The organism is Actinomycetota bacterium, assembly GCA_030774015.1.
Lineage (GTDB): Bacteria > Actinomycetota > UBA4738 > UBA4738 > JACQTL01 > JALYLZ01.
The window spans coordinates 59,620-75,124 of the sequence record JALYLZ010000075.1 but is presented as its reverse complement, the minus strand read 5'-3'; the positions used below and the strand labels follow the sequence as shown (position 1 = coordinate 75,124).

Annotated in this window: 16 protein-coding genes and 2 pseudogenes; 9 read left to right on the top strand and 9 right to left on the bottom strand. The window is 70.9% G+C overall.

Annotation, left to right across the window (positions count from 1 at the left end; all coding sequences use genetic code 11):
* The 7 genes and pseudogenes from M3Q23_07960 to M3Q23_07930 all read left to right on the top strand — a co-directional run.
* On the top strand, nt 1-283 hold a 283-nt coding region (locus M3Q23_07960; GenBank protein ID MDP9342021.1), incomplete at its 5' end, for a dihydroorotate dehydrogenase (quinone).
* Nucleotides 284-369: 86 nt separating this feature from the next.
* Nucleotides 370-561 carry a type II toxin-antitoxin system Phd/YefM family antitoxin gene (locus M3Q23_07955; GenBank protein ID MDP9342020.1) on the top strand — a complete coding sequence of 64 codons (192 nt, stop codon included), beginning with the start codon at nt 370-372 and terminating at the stop codon, nt 559-561.
* Nucleotides 562-765 (top strand): annotated as a pseudogene (locus M3Q23_07950) (type II toxin-antitoxin system RelE/ParE family toxin).
* Between the two features lie 138 nt (nt 766-903).
* On the top strand, nt 904-2,019 hold the full coding sequence (locus M3Q23_07945) for an ABC transporter ATP-binding protein (protein ID MDP9342019.1): 1,116 nt from the start codon (nt 904-906) through the stop codon (nt 2,017-2,019).
* Nucleotides 2,016-3,239, top strand: coding sequence for an extracellular solute-binding protein (locus M3Q23_07940; GenBank protein MDP9342018.1), 1,224 nt, complete (start codon nt 2,016-2,018; stop codon nt 3,237-3,239). The genes M3Q23_07945 and M3Q23_07940 overlap by 4 nt, the downstream gene beginning before the upstream one ends.
* A gap of 36 nt (nt 3,240-3,275) precedes the next feature.
* A complete protein-coding gene (locus M3Q23_07935; GenBank protein ID MDP9342017.1) occupies nt 3,276-4,181 on the top strand; it encodes an ABC transporter permease in 906 nt (301 codons plus the stop codon).
* Nucleotides 4,182-5,066 (top strand): ABC transporter permease, encoded by an 885-nt coding sequence (locus M3Q23_07930; GenBank protein ID MDP9342016.1) that lies wholly within the window; start codon nt 4,182-4,184, stop codon nt 5,064-5,066.
* Nucleotides 5,067-5,079: 13 nt separating this feature from the next.
* Here M3Q23_07930 and M3Q23_07925 read toward each other — a convergent pair whose 3' ends face one another.
* Nucleotides 5,080-5,958, bottom strand: coding sequence for a hypothetical protein (locus tag M3Q23_07925; GenBank protein ID MDP9342015.1), 879 nt, complete (start codon nt 5,956-5,958; stop codon nt 5,080-5,082).
* A 182-nt stretch (nt 5,959-6,140) separates the two neighbouring features.
* Here M3Q23_07925 and M3Q23_07920 point away from each other — a divergent pair, with 182 nt between their 5' ends.
* Nucleotides 6,141-6,323: a hypothetical protein gene (locus M3Q23_07920; GenBank protein MDP9342014.1), complete on the top strand. Its 183-nt coding sequence runs from the start codon at nt 6,141-6,143 to the stop codon at nt 6,321-6,323.
* A 23-nt stretch (nt 6,324-6,346) separates the two neighbouring features.
* Nucleotides 6,347-7,717, top strand: a complete 1,371-nt coding sequence (locus M3Q23_07915) for a HAMP domain-containing histidine kinase (GenBank protein ID MDP9342013.1) — start codon at nt 6,347-6,349, stop codon at nt 7,715-7,717.
* A 6-nt stretch (nt 7,718-7,723) separates the two neighbouring features.
* Here the strand turns inward: M3Q23_07915 and M3Q23_07910 are convergent, their stop codons facing one another.
* The 8 genes and pseudogenes from M3Q23_07910 to M3Q23_07875 all read right to left on the bottom strand — a co-directional run bounded on the left by M3Q23_07910 (nt 7,724) and on the right by M3Q23_07875 (nt 15,456).
* Entirely contained in the window at nt 7,724-8,482 is a 759-nt protein-coding gene (locus M3Q23_07910; protein ID MDP9342012.1) for a DUF5995 family protein, read from the bottom strand.
* 64 nt (nt 8,483-8,546) lie between these two features.
* Complete coding sequence (locus M3Q23_07905) at nt 8,547-9,608, bottom strand: glucose-1-phosphate thymidylyltransferase (GenBank protein ID MDP9342011.1); 1,062 nt, start codon at nt 9,606-9,608, stop codon at nt 8,547-8,549.
* Between the two features lie 13 nt (nt 9,609-9,621).
* Nucleotides 9,622-11,015, bottom strand: a pseudogene (locus M3Q23_07900) (M20/M25/M40 family metallo-hydrolase).
* A gap of 242 nt (nt 11,016-11,257) precedes the next feature.
* Nucleotides 11,258-12,745 (bottom strand): hypothetical protein, encoded by a 1,488-nt coding sequence (locus M3Q23_07895; protein MDP9342010.1) that lies wholly within the window; start codon nt 12,743-12,745, stop codon nt 11,258-11,260.
* Between the two features lie 87 nt (nt 12,746-12,832).
* Nucleotides 12,833-13,039: a hypothetical protein gene (locus tag M3Q23_07890; GenBank protein MDP9342009.1), complete on the bottom strand. Its 207-nt coding sequence runs from the start codon at nt 13,037-13,039 to the stop codon at nt 12,833-12,835.
* A gap of 51 nt (nt 13,040-13,090) precedes the next feature.
* On the bottom strand, nt 13,091-13,471 hold the full coding sequence (locus tag M3Q23_07885; GenBank protein MDP9342008.1) for a YbjQ family protein: 381 nt from the start codon (nt 13,469-13,471) through the stop codon (nt 13,091-13,093).
* Nucleotides 13,472-13,492: 21 nt separating this feature from the next.
* Nucleotides 13,493-14,656 carry a phosphatidylserine/phosphatidylglycerophosphate/cardiolipin synthase family protein gene (locus M3Q23_07880; GenBank protein MDP9342007.1) on the bottom strand — a complete coding sequence of 388 codons (1,164 nt, stop codon included), beginning with the start codon at nt 14,654-14,656 and terminating at the stop codon, nt 13,493-13,495.
* Entirely contained in the window at nt 14,653-15,456 is an 804-nt protein-coding gene (locus M3Q23_07875; protein MDP9342006.1) for a TIGR00730 family Rossman fold protein, read from the bottom strand. Before M3Q23_07875 ends, M3Q23_07880 begins: the two co-directional genes overlap by 4 nt.
* Between the last annotated feature and the right edge of the window lie 49 nt (nt 15,457-15,505).

Genomic DNA, 15,505 nt, shown 5'->3' with positions numbered 1-15,505 from the left:
GGGCCGCGGCGGCCTGTCCGGCCCGCCGCTCACCCCGCGCACCCTGGAAGGGGTGCGGGAGGTTCGCCGGGAGGTCGGACCCGCCGCCGCCATCAACGCCTGCGGCGGCGTGACCACGGCCGCCGATGCCCTGGCGTGCCTGGAGGCCGGTGCGACCACGGTGCAGGTGTACACGGCCTTCGTGTACGAGGGCCCCCGCCTCGTTCGCACGATCACCGAGGGCCTGGCCACCGCGCTGCGCGAGCGCCAGACCACGGCGTCGTCGCTTCACCCCATCACCTGATCTGGTTAGCATTCTGACCAGCGATCCCGGAGATCATTCCCTTCACCGATGCCAAGGCGCGTCTGTCGGAGCTCGTGGACAAGGTTGTGGGGGAGCACGAGCGATTCATCCTGACGCGCAACGGGAGGCCTGAAGCCGTCCTTCTCAGCCCGGATGAGCTCGAGTCTCTCGAGGAGACCGTGGAGATCCTCCAAGACAGGACGCTGCTCGAATCCATCCGGCGGTCCCGGCGGGAGGCGGCTGAGGGCAAGCGCCTCCGCCTCGAGGACAACAGGTAGGTGGCCCCCGGGGTCGAGATCACCCCGGGAGGACTTCGCCACCTGAACCGACTTCCCGAGAAGGTGCGAGCCGCGGTCATCGAGGCCGTCTTCGGGACGATCGCCGAGAACCCGCACCGGTCGGGCAAGCCGCTTCGGGGTGAGCTCGGGTGCCTCTACTCGGCACGGCGCGGCGACTTCCGGATCGTCTACGAGATCGATGACGAGACGAACGTGGTGCTGGTCCACCGTGCGCAGCACCGGCGGAGGGCCTACCGGCGCCGATAAGGACCAGCCTCGCTCGCCTTGCCCGGCGCGGTGCGGCCGTGCAAGATGGTCCGCACCCATCCCAGGAGGGTTTCGCTGGCACAACACGCCGCGCAGGTCGATCAGGCACGCCCGCGCCACGAGCCGGATGTTGCCGTTCGGCTGGAACGAGTGGCGAAGCGCTTCGGCGACGTGGTCGCCGTGGACGGCGTCGACCTCGACATCCGGCAGGGCGAGTTCTTCTCGCTCCTCGGGCCGTCCGGCTCGGGCAAGACCACCTGCCTGCGGATGATCGCCGGGTTCGAAGCCCCCACCGAGGGGCGGATCTGGCTGGGCGGCCAGGACGTCACCCGCCTCGCGCCGTACGAGCGCGACGTGAACACCGTGTTCCAGGACTACGCGCTGTTCCCGCACATGACCGTGGCGGAGAACGTCGAGTACGGGCTGCGGGTGAAGCGGGTGCCTCGGGAGGAGCGGGTGAAGCGGGCGGCCGAGGCGCTGCGCATGGTCCGGCTGGAGGCCTTCGACCGGCGTAAGCCGGCCCAGCTCTCCGGGGGACAGCGCCAGCGGGTGGCCCTGGCCCGGGCCCTGGTCAACCGGCCCAAGGTGCTGTTGCTGGACGAGCCGCTCGGGGCCCTCGACCTGAAGCTCCGCCAGGCCATGCAGATCGAGCTCAAGGAGATCCAGCAGGAGGTGGGCCTGACCTTCGTGTACGTGACCCACGACCAGGAGGAGGCGCTCACCATGAGCGACCGCATCGCGGTCATGAACCTCGGCCGGATCGAGCAGGTGGGGACGCCGGCGGGCGTGTACGAGCAACCTTCCACCAGCTTCGTGGCCGGGTTCGTGGGTGTGTCGAACGTGCTGTCGGGAGACGCCGCGAAGGCGGTGACGGGATCGCCCCAGGCGTTCACCGTCCGGCCCGAGAAGATCCGGATGGTCGACCCCGACGCCGCCGCCGGCCCGAGCGAGTCCACGGCCACCGGCCACGTCCGCGAGGTGGTCTACCTGGGGGCCTACACCCGCTACGTCGTCACGCTCGATTCGGGCGGGGAGCTGGTGGTGGTGGAGCAGAACCTGGCGACGTCCTCGATGGAGGCGCTCCAGGTCCGGGGGCGACCGGTCCGGCTGGTGTGGGACCGGCAGCTCAACCGACCCGTCGAGGACGGGACCGAACCGAGTGTTGTCGTACCGGAGGGAGGAGACACATGACGCGAAGGAGGGGGGCGCCGGCCTTCCTGGCCGCGCTGGCCGCGCTGGCCGCGTTGACGCTGGTGGCGTCGGCGTGCGGGAAGAGCAGCGGCACGACCGAGACGAAGATCTTCAGCTCCATCGGGAAGGGCGAGGGGCAGCTCAACCTCATCGCCTGGCCCGGGTACGTCGAGAGCGGCCAGAACGACCCCAAGTTCGACTGGGTCACGCCGTTCGAGAAGCAGAGCGGCTGCCAGGTCAGCGTGAAGTACGCGGACACCTCGCCGCAGATGGTCACCCTGATGCGCCAGGGCGGCGGCAAGGTGTACGACGGGGTCTCGGCGTCCGGGAACGCCACCAACCTGCTGATCGCGCACGGCGACGTGGCCGGCATCGACGTGAACAAGATCATCCCGAACTACGACCAGATGCTGCCGTCGCTCCAGGCGCCCGCCCACAACACCGTGGACGGCGTGCACTACGGCGTGCCGTACATGTACGGGCCCGACTTCCTGATGTTCAACACGGACGTGGTCACGACCAAGCCGGACAGCTGGGACGTCGTGTTCGAGCCCACCCTGAACGGCCAGCCCAACCCGTACGCGGGGAACATCACCGCGTACAACGACTCCATCTACATCGCGGACGCGGCCGTCTACCTGAAGGCGCACGATCCGTCCCTCAAGATCACCGACCCGTACGAGCTGACCTCCGACCAGCTGGACGCGGCGGTGCAGCTGCTCCAGAAGCAGCACTCGCTGGTGTCCAAGTACTGGGCCGCCTACACCGACGAGATCGACGGGTTCGAGTCCGGCGACATGGTGGTGGGGACGGCGTGGCCCGTGAACTACGCGCTCATCAAGTCCGACGGCAAGGTCCCGGTGGACTTCGTGTTTCCGAAGGAAGGCATGACGGGGTGGGCGGACACGTGGATGATGTCCTCCCACGCCCCGCACCCCAACTGCATGCTGAAGTGGATGCAGTGGACCTCCCGGGCCGACGTGCAGACCGAGGTCGCCGAGTACTACGGCGCGACTCCCAGCAATTCGGCGTCATGCGACCAGCTTCGCAAGGACATCGGGCCCGACGCAGACACCGCGTACCACTGCGGCGACGAGAAGTTCCTGAGCCAGCTGTACCTGTGGAAGACCCCCCTGCCCGACTGCGGGGACAGCCGGGGCAGCACGTGCACGGACCTGAACACGTGGACCGACAAGTGGACCCAGATCACCGGCGGATAGTGGGAGGCGGCGCCGGATAACGACGCACCGCTGACCATGGCGACCATCGCCACGCGTGGGCCCGGCGAGCGCACCGTCGTTCGCCGGGTCTCCGCGTTCCTGTACCGGCATCGGCGCGCGCAGCTGGCGTTGACGCTCGGCCCTCCCGTGGCGTGGATGCTGGTGGTGTACCTGGCGGCGTTGCTGCTGCTGCTGGTGACGTCGTTCTGGCGGGTGAACCCGCTCACCAGCTCGATCGAGCGCGTGTGGAGCCTCGGGAACTACCGGGAGCTGGTGACCGAGTCCATCTTCCGCACGATCGCCCTGCGGACGCTCGGGATGGCGGCGGCGGTGGCGCTGACCGACGTCGTGCTGGCCTTCCCGGTCGCGTACTACGCGGCCCGCATCGCCACCCCCCGGGCCCGGGCCGGGATCCTTCTGGCCGTGGTGCTGCCGCTGTGGTCGAGCTACCTGGTCCGGGTGTTCGCGTGGCGGACCATCCTGGAGGGGGGTGGGCCGGCGGAGTCCTTCCTCCGGCTGATCGGCCTGGGAGGGTTCCGGGTCACCTTCTCGAACTGGGCGGTGTGGATCACGTTCACGTACCTGTGGCTGCCGTTCGTGGTCCTGCCGATCTTCGCGGCCATCGAGCGGATCCCCTCGTCGCTGCTCGAGGCCAGCTCGGACTTCGGGGCCAAGGCCCCCACGACCTTCCGCAGGGTGATCTGGCCGCTCGCGTTTCCGGGGGTCGTGGCCGGGTCGATCTTCGCCTTCTCGCTGACCCTCGGGGACTACATCGCCCCCAACCTCGTGGGGAACACGCAGTTCATCGGGAACGTGATCTCCGAGAAGGTCGGGACCGTGGGCGACCTGCCGTTCGCGGCCGCGTTCGCCATGGTCCCGGTCGCCATCATGGCCGTCTACCTGACCGTGGCCCGCCGGCTGGGCGCGTTCGAGGCGCTGTAGATGAGCATCACCGCGCCGGGCAGGGCCGGGGCGCCGCGTCCGGCGGAGAGCGGCTTCACCGAGTCGCGGGCGGTGCGGATCCTGCTGCGCGTGGCCACGTATCTCGTGCTGGCATTCCTGTACGTGCCCCTCGCGATCGTGGTGATCTATGCGTTCAACAAGAGCCGGGGGCAGTCGTGGCCGCCATCGGGGTTCACGGCGCACTGGTTCTCGGTGGCGTGGCACAACGGGGAGGTCCGCTCGGCCCTGTGGCTGTCGATCCAGGCCGCGGTGGGGGCCACGGCCATCGCGCTGGCGCTGGGGTCGGCGGCGGCCTTCGCGGTGCACCGGTTCCGGTTCTTCGGCCGCGAGGCCGTCTCGTTCGTGCTGGTGCTGCCGATCGCGCTCCCCGGCATCCTCACCGGGATCGCCCTGAACTCGGCGATCAACTTCAGCGGGATCCCGTTCTCGCTGCTCACCATCATCATCGGGCACGCCACGTTCTGCGTGGTGGTGGTCTACAACAACGTGGTCGCCCGGCTCCGCCGGACACCGGGATCGCTGGTGGAGGCGTCCATGGACCTGGGCGCGGACGGGTGGCAGACGTTTCGCCGGGTCACCTTGCCCAGCGTGGCCACCGCACTGGTGGCGGGAGGGCTGCTGGCGTTCGCCCTGTCGTTCGACGAGATCATCGTGACGAACTTCACGGCCGGGGCGGCGCAGACGCTCCCGATCTTCATCCTCAACAACATCCGGCTCCCCCGGAACCGTCCCATCGTGAACGTGGTCGCGTTCGTGGTCATCCTGCTGTCGCTGATCCCCGTCTACCTGGCCCAGCGGCTGACCCGGGAGCCGGTCTCCCGCACCGTCGAACGCGAGCCCGCCGCGCGCGAGCCAGCTCCGTAGCGCGAGGTCGGCGTCAGCGAGGTCGGGCGCGGGACTCGGGGCGGATCAGCCTGAGGTAGCCACCGAGCGAGGCGTAGGACACCAGCACGAGGGCGGTGCCGGTCGCGGCCAACACGGCGCCGGCCAGGAGCCCCTCCGGCCAGGTGGGGGCACCGCCCTCCATGACCCCGTGCCACGCGGCGAGCGCCACGCCGAACGAGACCGCCAGGCCCACGCACCACGCGCCCCGATGCCGCCGAGGTCCCCACGGGGCGGACGCGGCGGCCGCCAGCGTTCTCGCGGCCCATGACAGCATGCCGCCGACCCTGGGGGTGACCCCCCTGAGCAAGGTGCCGGCGACGCCAAGGAGGGTCACGATGTCGTCGAGCGCGTCCGGCTCGGCGGGATCGGCTCGCCAGCCGGAGCCGAGGGCCTTGACCTCGGGACGGAAGCGCCGTTCGGTCCGGGTGAGCTGCACCGTCGCCGCAACCGCCGACAGGCCGGTCGCCACCACCAGGGCCACCAGCCAGCTGAACCAGGGCCCCCAGGCGCCGTGCCGGGCGTGGCCGGCGAGGGCCACCAGGCAGGCCGCGACCGATGCCCACACCAAGATCAGCACCACGCCGAGCCCGCGGGAGATGGTGCGGATCGCCGGGGCCGGGACGGCGGTCGTCACGCTCCACCGCAGGAGCCGCGCCGAGGTCACACCCCACACGAACGGCAGCACCAGGCCGGCCACGGACAGGACCGCGTCGTACGGATCGTTCGACCAGGAGCTGTGCGCCCGGACGGCCCGGAGCTGTGTGCTCACCAGGAACAACACACCGATCGACACCACCGATCCGGTGGCGAGCAGCCAGGCCCGTCCCAGGGCGCGGGCCTCGTGGCGGTCCGCGGCAAGGGTCTCGGACATGCCGGCATGATAGGAGCCAGGGCCGGCGCCGACACCGCGCCGTGGCCGGCAAACGGGCAAATCGCCTGAAATGCGCCCCGGACTGCCTCAAGTGGGCTCGTCCGGGTGCCGATACTGCCCGCAGACGGAGGCTTTCAGGTTCGTCCAAGCGAGCCTGGGCCGCCACGGGGAGGTGTCGAGTGATGAGAAAGCTGCTGGTGGGGGCGCTGGTCGCCCTGGCGGGACTGCTCGGGCTGGCCGGCGCGGCCGGGTCCGTGCACCACTACCACCACTACCGCCCGCACCACGTGAGAGCGGACATGTACGGGCACCAGGACATGTACGGGCACCAGGACATGTACACGCTGCCCAACGACATGTACTGAAACGCCTGCGGAAACGACGTGCGATGCCTTCCCCTCTGAGCAGGAAGCGGAGGCTGCGGAAGGAGCTCGAGGAGGAGCTGGCCCTGCGCCGGCATCTCCTGGAGATCGGGGACCGGCTGGGAGCCGCCTCCGCGTCCGCCTCCAGCGACATCTTCCCGCTGCTGTCCGAGCGCTTGTCCTGGGTCGTGCCGATCAAGTCGCTCACCATCTTCATGGTCGACCAGGTGACCCGGCGCATCCGGGCCGTGTACCACTCCGAGCCCGAGGTAGAGGGCACCATCCTCACCCACGAGTTCCCGATCGGGGACGGGGCCACCGGACGGGCGGTGGAGGTGGGGGAGAGCGTCATCGCCAACCACCAGGCCGGGCACGGCGTGGCCAGGTACATCCCGGGGACTCCCCAGATCCCCGAGCATCTCCTGGTCGTGCCGGTGAAGGTGGAGGAGGAGGTGAAGGTGGCTCTGACCCTCCGCCGGAACGCCGCCGACCGCCCCTTCCTGCCCGAGGACGCCCGTCGGGCGGGCCTGTTCGGGCAGCACCTCGGGTCGGCCTTCCTGCTCCGGGAGCTCGCGGAGAAGCGGGCTCTCCTGGCCCGGCAGGTGGAGCAGCTCCAGGGGCTGAACCGGCTGAAGGACGAGTTCGTGGCCAGCGTGTCGCACGAGCTGCGGACCCCCCTCACCGCCATCATCGGAAACGTCGACACGCTCGCCCGCCGGGGCGACCGGATGTCCGAGGGCGACCGGCACCGGTTCCTGGAGAGCGCGGAGCGGCAGGCCAAGCGGCTGGCCGAGCTGCTGGAGAACCTGCTGGCCGAGTCCCGCCTGCTGGGCGGCCATCCGGACGTGGTCCCCGTGTCCCTGACCGTGGGCCCCTTCCTGGAAGAGGTGGCCGACACCCTGAGGTCCCGGGCCCCCGCCCGTGTGGTGGAGACCGCCTGCGAGGGGCCGCTCTCGCTGGTGACCGACCGGACGCTGCTGTACCGGATCCTGTTCAACCTGGGTGACAACGCGCTGAAGTACTCCGACGGCCCGGTGAGGCTGGCCGCCCGCCCGCAGGCCGACGGTGTGCTGATGGAGGTGACGGACCGGGGGGAGGGGATCCCGCCCGAGCACCTGGCCACCATCTTCGAGCAGTTCCGTCAGCTGGACGCGCCCAGCGCCCATCGGGCCGGCGGCGTGGGCTTGGGGCTGCACCTGTCGGCCCGGGTGGCGGAGGTCCTCGGAGGCCGGATCAGCGTGGACAGCGAGGTCGGCCGGGGATCGACCTTCGCCCTGTGGCTGCCGCGGGAACGGATGACCTCGGACGACCGGGGCGACCCGCGGCAGGCGGACGCGCCGGTGGTTCGCACTCCCGACCCCGTGGCGGCGGGCCGGCGGGACCCTCCGACCCGGTAGCGAAGCTCAGGGGGCGAGCTCGACCCCGAAGCCGCGGATGGCCAGCCGCAGGATGACCTGGCCGGGTTCCCGGAGCTCGGCCACACGGGCTCGGGACAGCTCCTCCAACTCGCCCAGGCGCTGGGCCAGGGCATCCGGCCCCTGCCGCCGGGCCCGGCTGAGGAGCCGGGCGTTGGCCCACACCTTGCGTCTGGCCTCCTTCAGGAATCGCTTCGTCCCGGCCCGGTTGAACGGCTGCAGCGCGCGATCGAGGAGGGTGCGCTCGCCCGGCCCCTCGACCTTCGCCAGCTCCCGGTCCTCCTCGGGCACCCGGCTGGCCAGGATGTTGTCGCCGTGCTCGTGGTCCGAGGCCCGCTTGGCGGTGAGGGCGGGGTCGTCGAACTCCTCGTCGGTGATCACGGCCAGCAGGGCCTGGGGGAGGTCGTAGTTGACGTGCGCGTTGATGCCGAGCAGGACGTACCGCAGATGGGGCAGCGACCGCTGTCGACAGGCATCGAACGCGATCCGCCACGGGCCCGGCGTCGGCTCGCCCCGGTTGTCGAGGTCGAGGGCGTCGAGGTAGAGCTGGGCGAAGGCCAGGTCCCACCGCTCGACCCATTCGTTGTCCAGGAATCCGCTCCGCTCGATCTCCGCGCGGAAGGCCATGCTCGTGCGCATGTACGTGGCGTGGAAGTGCTGGCGCTCGTCGTCGGCTCGCTCCAGGGGGACGAGCATCTCCTCCATGCGCGCGATCAGCTCGTCGATGGATTGGGATCGTTCCAGCATCTCGCCCTCCTCCCGGGGGTTCGCAGCAGTGTACGCGGCGGATCTGCCCCGGAGGTGCAGCTGCTCAGGGCAGCGTGATCGCGCTGTTGTCGCCCACCATGAGCTGGACCGACGCCGGCAGGGAATCCCCCCGCGCCACCCGAACGTTGCGTCCGACCAGCGAGTCCCGGATCCGGCGGACGTCCTGGATCACGCAGTCCTCCATCACGATGGAGTTCCCGATCTCGCTGTCGAGGAGGGTGGTGTTCAGGTAGATCGACGTGTAGGGGTCGATCGTGGATCGCTCGATCCGGCAGCCCGAGGCGATCGCGGCGGGCCCCCGGATCACGCTTTCCCGAACCACCGCGCCGGCGTCGACCCGGACCTCTCCCACCAGGTGCGAGGCCTCGTCGACGTCGCCCTCCACCAGCCGCTCCTGGTCGTCGAGGGCGAACCGGTTCGCCTCCAGGAGGTCCTCCAGGCGCCCGGTGTCCTTCCACCACCCGGTGAGGCGCTCGGCGCGGACGTCGTAGCCGTGGTCCACGAGGTACTGGATGGCGTCGGTGATCTCGAGCTCGCCCCGCCACGACGGTTCGAGCGACGCGGCGGCCCGGAAGATGGCCGGGCCGAAGACGTACACACCGGCCAGGGCGTAGTCCGAGACGTGTTCGCGAGGCTTCTCCACCAGCCGCACGATCCGCTCCCCCTCCAGGACGGCCACCCCGAAGCGTGACGGCTCCGGCACCTTGACCAGGAAGACCTGTGCGTCTGCCTGCTGCTCCCGGAATACCCGGATCGAGCGGTCCAGGCGTTCACGCACGAGGTTGTCGCCGAGGTGCATGAGGAACGGCTGGTCCCCCAGGAACTCCTGGGCGGTGAGGACGACGTGGGCCAGCCCGAGCGGCGCATCCTGGTGGAGATAGGTCACCTCGAGGCCCCACGACGAGCCGTCGCCGACCGCCGCCCGGATCTCGTCCTCGGTGTCTCCGACGATGATGCCGACCTCGCGGATGCCGGCGCCGGCGATCCCCTCCAGCCCGTAGAAGAGCATGGGCTTGTTGGCCACCGGGATGAGGTGCTTGTTCTGGGTGTGCGTGATCGGCCGAAGGCGCGTGCCGTGGCCGCCGGCGGTCAGCAGGGCCTTCACGCTGTCCTCGCCCTCATGGCGTTCCTGGCGCCAGGTACTGGAGCAGCAGGGCCTCGGCCACGCAGGAGCGTTCCAGCTCGCCGAGGTGCACGCTCTCGTTCTCGCCGTGGGCCCGGCAATCGGGGTCGGCGGCCCCGGTGAGCAGGAGCGCGGCCTCCGGGTAGGCCTGGGAGAAGGCGGCGACCAGCGGGATGGTCCCGCCCATCCCCATGTCGACGCTGTCGGTTCCCCATGCGTCCCGGAACGCCCGCCGGGCGGCCTGGTGGGCGGGGCCGGTGGCCCGGATGTGGAAGGGCTCGGCCTCCGAGCCGCGGGTCACACGGACCTGGGCGCCCCACGGCGCGTATCCCTCCAGGTGCGAGACCAGGGCGTCCAGCGCCTTCACCGGATCCTGGCCGGGGGCGAGCCGCAGGCTGATCCGGGCTCGCGCCGCGGGGACGAGCTGGTTGGACGACTCGGCGATGGTGGGGGCGTCGACGCCGAGGACCGAGACGGCCGGGTGCATCCAGGCGCGCTCGGTGATGGATCCCTCTCCGATCAGCCGGACCCCGGGCAGGACGCCGGCCGTGGCTCGGAACTCGTCTTCGTCCTCGTCGATGTCCGGCGGCGGGCCGGTGGCCAGGCCGGGGACGGCCACGTTGCCCCGATCGTCGTGCAGCGTCGCCAGCAGACGGGCCAGGGCCGAGAGGGCGTCCGGCGCGGGGCCCCCGAAGGTGCCGCTGTGGACGGCGTGGGAGAGGGTTCGGACCTCGACGACGCAGTCGACCAGCCCCCGGAGCGAGGTGGTGAGGGCCGGCGTCCCGAGCTTCCAGTTCCCGGCGTCCGCCAGCACCAGTACGTCCGTGGCCAGGAGGTCCCCGTACGCGTGGAGGAACTCGACGAGGTGCGCGGACCCGATCTCCTCCTCGCCCTCCACGACGACCTTCACGTTGACCGGCGGGCGCGCGTCGAAGGCCCGGATCGCCGCGGTGTGCATCACGATCCCGCACTTGTCGTCCGAGGTCCCGCGGCCGTACAGGCGGCCCGCTCGTTCCACCGGCTCGAACGGCGGCGTGTCCCAGTCCTCGGTCCGTCCGGGGGGCTGCACGTCGTGGTGCGCGTACAGCAGGACGGTGGGACCGGCGCCGCCGCCGCCGCTGCGGCCGCGATCGGACCCCAGGCCTCGCCGTACACCGCGGGATGGCCCCCTTCCAGCTCCAGGAGGCGAATCCCCGTGCATCCGGCCTGTGCGAGCGCCTCGGCCGTGGCGTCCGCGGAAGCTCGGACGTGCGCCGGATCGAACCCCGGCGCACTGACCGACGGGATCCGGACCAGCCGCTCGAGCTCCTCCCGAACCCGCGACCGGTCCCGGGTGACGCGCTCGCGGAGCTCCTCGCGGACCCCGTCGCGGACCTCGTCGCCGGTCATGCCGGAAGCCTACCGCCGGACCGGGGTGATCACGCCGCCGGCCCGGGATCGGGAGCAGGCCGAGCCGGGGCTCAGGACGCCGGTGTCAGCGTGATCCGTCCCGTCTCTCGGGTCGGAAGCGTCACCGACAGCGACGAGATCGTGAGCGAGGAGGGCAGGCTGTCCGGTCGGAACGTCGGCGAGTCCGTCTGCCCCACCTGGAGCTCGATGGTGTCGCCGGAGGGGAAGAGCCAGTGGTTGCCTCACAGCTCCGTGCCGAGGGTGCCGGAGGCAAGGTCGCCGGCCTCCGTGGCGATCCGCTGGTCCCCTCGCGAGACGAGCGTCTTGGTCCCGTCCGGGGCCACGTCCCACAGCTTGTACACGACCGTGGCGTCCACCCCGGCGAGCGCGTAGCCGAGCTCGACCGCCGGCAGCCCTAGCAGGGTCAGGCCGCCCGAGGGAATCTGCCAGGACCAGAACGCCTGGCCGGGGTCCTCGTTGCTCACCTGCTCGCTCATGCATCCCGAGTTCGCGATCGGGTCCGTCGCCGCACCGTCGGCGGGGTTCGGATCCGCCGAGCTGGTCGTCGTCGAGCCCGTCCACGACGCGGACGCGGTGCCTCTGGACAGCGAGTCCCACGCCCCGGCGACGGGGGTCGCGGGGCCGCCCACCGGCGGGCAGTGCGTCTGGAACGAGTAGGCCTGGGCAGCCGGTCGCTCCGCCGTCCTCCCCAGCACGTACGCGTCCACGAACCCGTTCGTCAGCGTGTTGATCTGGGTCCACTGCAGGTAGGCGTCGGCGTAGTAGGCGCCCCGGTTCCGGAAGCTCTGCTTCACGACGTCCATGTTCGGCTTGGAGTCGTACGGCTCGCCGGACTGCACGGCCGCGTACTGAAGGTCGATGTTGTTCCCGGGATCGGTGGGGTCCTCGTCGTACCGGCCCTGGGCCAGGGCACGGCCCACCGCGTACAGGCCGGTGATGTAGCTGTCCTTGGGAACGCCGAGGGGCGTCACGTGGTCGGCGGTCTGGCTGGTGTGGTCGGTGGCCCGGCCGCTCGGCGCGAGCGAGTCGAGCAGGTCGGTCCACCCGTACAGCGGGACCGCCGCGGCGAGCTGGAGCGAGCGACCCCTCGGGCTCTTCCACGGCAGGGCCGTCGCCAGGAGCCAGGACTGGCCGCCCCCGTAGGACTCGCCCGTGGATAGCAGCCGGCCGGCGTTGGCGATGCCCGCGTCGACCAGCTTGCCGAGGATGGTCTGGGTGTCCCTGGTCTCGAAGTTCCGGTCCGCCAGGTGCGTGTACCCGTTGGGACAGTTGGGATCGGAGTCGGCCATCCCGCACGACTCCTCGAACCCCCGGGCCGTGTAGTTCACGGCCACCCACCCCCGCGAGGCGAACCACACGTTGTTCCAGTGCCACTGCTCTGCGGAGTCACCTGTCGTCGAGCTCGCTTCCCAGTTGGTCTTGTCCAGCGACCAGCCGTGCAGGAACACCACCGTGGGAGCCGGCGCCGTCGCGCCGGCGGGGATGGACAGGTCGGTGTCCAGGCCGATCCCATCGAAGGTGGGGATCTCACCCGTGCACCTCGTGTAGGTCACCCCGTCGCCGGACGTGACGGGTGAGCAGGTCAGGCCGAGGCTCGCGGCGCGGCCGGCCAGCGTCTGGGCTCCGGCCCCCAGGGCCGTGCGGGCGGGGGAGAGCAGGGCGACGGCGGACAGGGCGCCGATCAGGGCGAGGGTGCGCGGGCGAGACACGTTGACCTCCCGTTGCCTTCAGCGTGGGCGGCCGGTCCTTACCCCGCGGTAGGTTCGATCACACGTGGACCGTCTGTCCGCGGCGGGCTACTCGCGCTCCGGGACGTAGTGGCGGGATCCGTCGATGGGATCCACCCACACCCGCATCAGCCGGCCGGTGGTCGGGTCGCGGAAGACCTCGTCGGTGCGATGCCACCCTTCCTGCGGCACCTGGCTCTCGCCGTGTCGCCGAAGGGACAGGCTCAGCACGAACGCCACCACCAGCACGCCGCCGACGATCAGCCACACCAGCATGGTCGTCCCCGGCCCGCTACTGCCTCACCGGCATGGCCGTCGCCGCCCCCGCTACTGCCTCGCCCCCACCACCACCGCCGTGCAATACGCCACGATCTCGGTGAGGCTCTCGCCGATCTCCGAGGAGTCGAACCGCATGCCGACGATGGCGTTCGCCCCCAGCAGGCGGGCGTTCTCGATCATGCGGTCCATGGCGTGGCGGCGGCTGTCCTCCAGCAGCTCGGTGTACTGGGAGACCTCGCCGCCCTTCAGGGTCTTCCACGCGGCCCCGAACCCCTTGGCGAACCCCATCGAGCGGACGATCAGCCCGAAGCACGCGCCGAGGGAGCGCTGGACCTCCCAGCCGGGGAACTCGAACGTGGTGGTGACGGGCATGGCCAGGGCCTGGCCCTGCGGAGAGGGCGCGGTCTGAGGTATCGGTGGCTGCTGCATTGGCTGCTTCCTCCCTTTCGATCAGTGGTCGAACGCTGGCATGGGTTCATATCGTGTTCGGAGGCCGTCGACGAACCGGGCCAGCCCCTCGGCCAGGTCGGCGCTCGCGATCTCCAGCACGTTCTCGGCGTTCTCCTCGCCGGAGTGCGACAGGTTGTAGCTGCCCAGGAACACCGTGTCGTCGGCCACCACGACCTTCGCGTGCATGTAGTCGTGGACCGTCCCCGGACCGTAGGGCGTCGACCGTTTCCCCGAGAAGGGGGTTTTCGAAAGGATGCTCTCCACGATGGGGATCTTCCAGGCCGCGTCCTCCTGCCACTGCCGCCTGACCTCCGCCATCTGGGTCGAGTCGAGCACCCCTGCCACGTCCACGCGCCCCGCCGCCGCCACCTCCGCGAGGGTCGCGATGACGGGGCCCGAGGTCATGACCGGCGAGCACACCCGGATCCGCCGCTGCGCCTGGCCGAGGGCCGCGGCGATCCGGTGGGCCAGGCGGCGGCCCCGGCCTGGCGAGAACAGCACGCGAACGGTGGTGCCGGCCACGTCGACCGGTTCGGGGGTGTACTCGCCGGTGCCGGCCACCCGCCGGCGGGACCACAGCTCCTCGAAGTTCCGGGTGTAGCTGGCGGCGATGTCCCGGGAGGGAACGATCGCGATCACGTTCTCCTCCCGGGTCCAGGAATCCTCGGTCCAGTTCAGCGAACCGGTCCACACCGTCTCTTCGTCCCGCACCACGTACTTGTGGTGCATCAGGTCCGGGACTCCGGGGATACCGCGGGTGGGGACGCCGTACGCCTCGATCTGGGTCCGGTTGGTCTCGGGCGGGGGCGGGACCGGGATGGGCTGGTCGTGGTCCTCGTTGTAGGCCAGGCGGACCTCGACGCCCCGGCCGGCGGCCTCGTGGATGGCCTGGATCACGGGAGCGGCCGTCGCGTCCGACAGCCCCAGGTCGTACAGCGCGATGGCGAGCGAGTGGCGGGCCTCGCCGAGGAACGCGGCGACCCACGCCGCCACCTGGGCGGCCGGCTGCCCGCCGTCGGTGAGGGTCTGGATCTGGATGGCCGAAGGGTGGGCCGGGTCCCAAGGGGCCTGGGGCTTCCCCGCCACCGCCGGCTTCCCGGCCACGGCCGCAGCGGCCGCCAACTCCTCGGGCGCCGCCGCCGCCGCCCCGCCGGAGCCGCTCACTGCGCGTCGGCCTTGTGGGGCTTCACGTGTGGCTGGGCCGCCGGGTCCTCCCCCGGCCGGCGCCGATCGAGGACGGTCTCGATGTGCTCGAGCACCTCCCCGGGCTCGTCGCACACGCGGAACAGTTCCAGGTCCTCAGGGCTGACCTTCCCGCTCCCCAGCACGGCCCCGTGGAGCCAATCGACCAGCGGAGACCAGTAGCTCCGGTCATACAGTACGATCGGGAAGTGCTGGATCTTGCCGGTCTGGGTGAGGGTCAGGGCCTCGAACAGCTCGTCCAGCGTGCCGAACCCGCCGGGGAACACCACGAAGCCCTCGGCGTACTTCACGAACATGTTCTTGCGAACGAAGAAGTAGCGGAACTCGACGCCGAGGTCGACGTACGCGTTCATCTTCTGCTCGAACGGCAGCTCGATGTTGCACCCGACCGAGAGGCCCCCGGCCTCGTGGCAGCCCCGGTTCGCCGCCTCCATGATGCCCGGGCCGCCTCCGGTGATCACGGCGAACCCGGCTTTCGCCAGTTCGGCGCCGACCTCCCGGGCCGCCGCGTAGCTGGGGTCGTCCTCGGGCGCGCGGGCCGACCCGAACACGCACACCGCCTCCGGGATGGTCGCGAGGACGTCGAACCCCTCGATGAACTCCGACATGATCCGAAGGACCCGCCAGGGGTCCTCCCGGAGGAACCCCGGTTCCTCCCTGCGTAGGAGCGCCGTGTCCTCCGTGGACCCGCCCGGCTTCAGGCCGGTCCCCCGCCCCCGCCCGACCCACGCCCCGGTCTCGTCACGCGCTCGGCGGCTCATCGGCACAGGATGAGGGACGGACGGGGTGAAGCGCCAGTGGGCGCCCGAT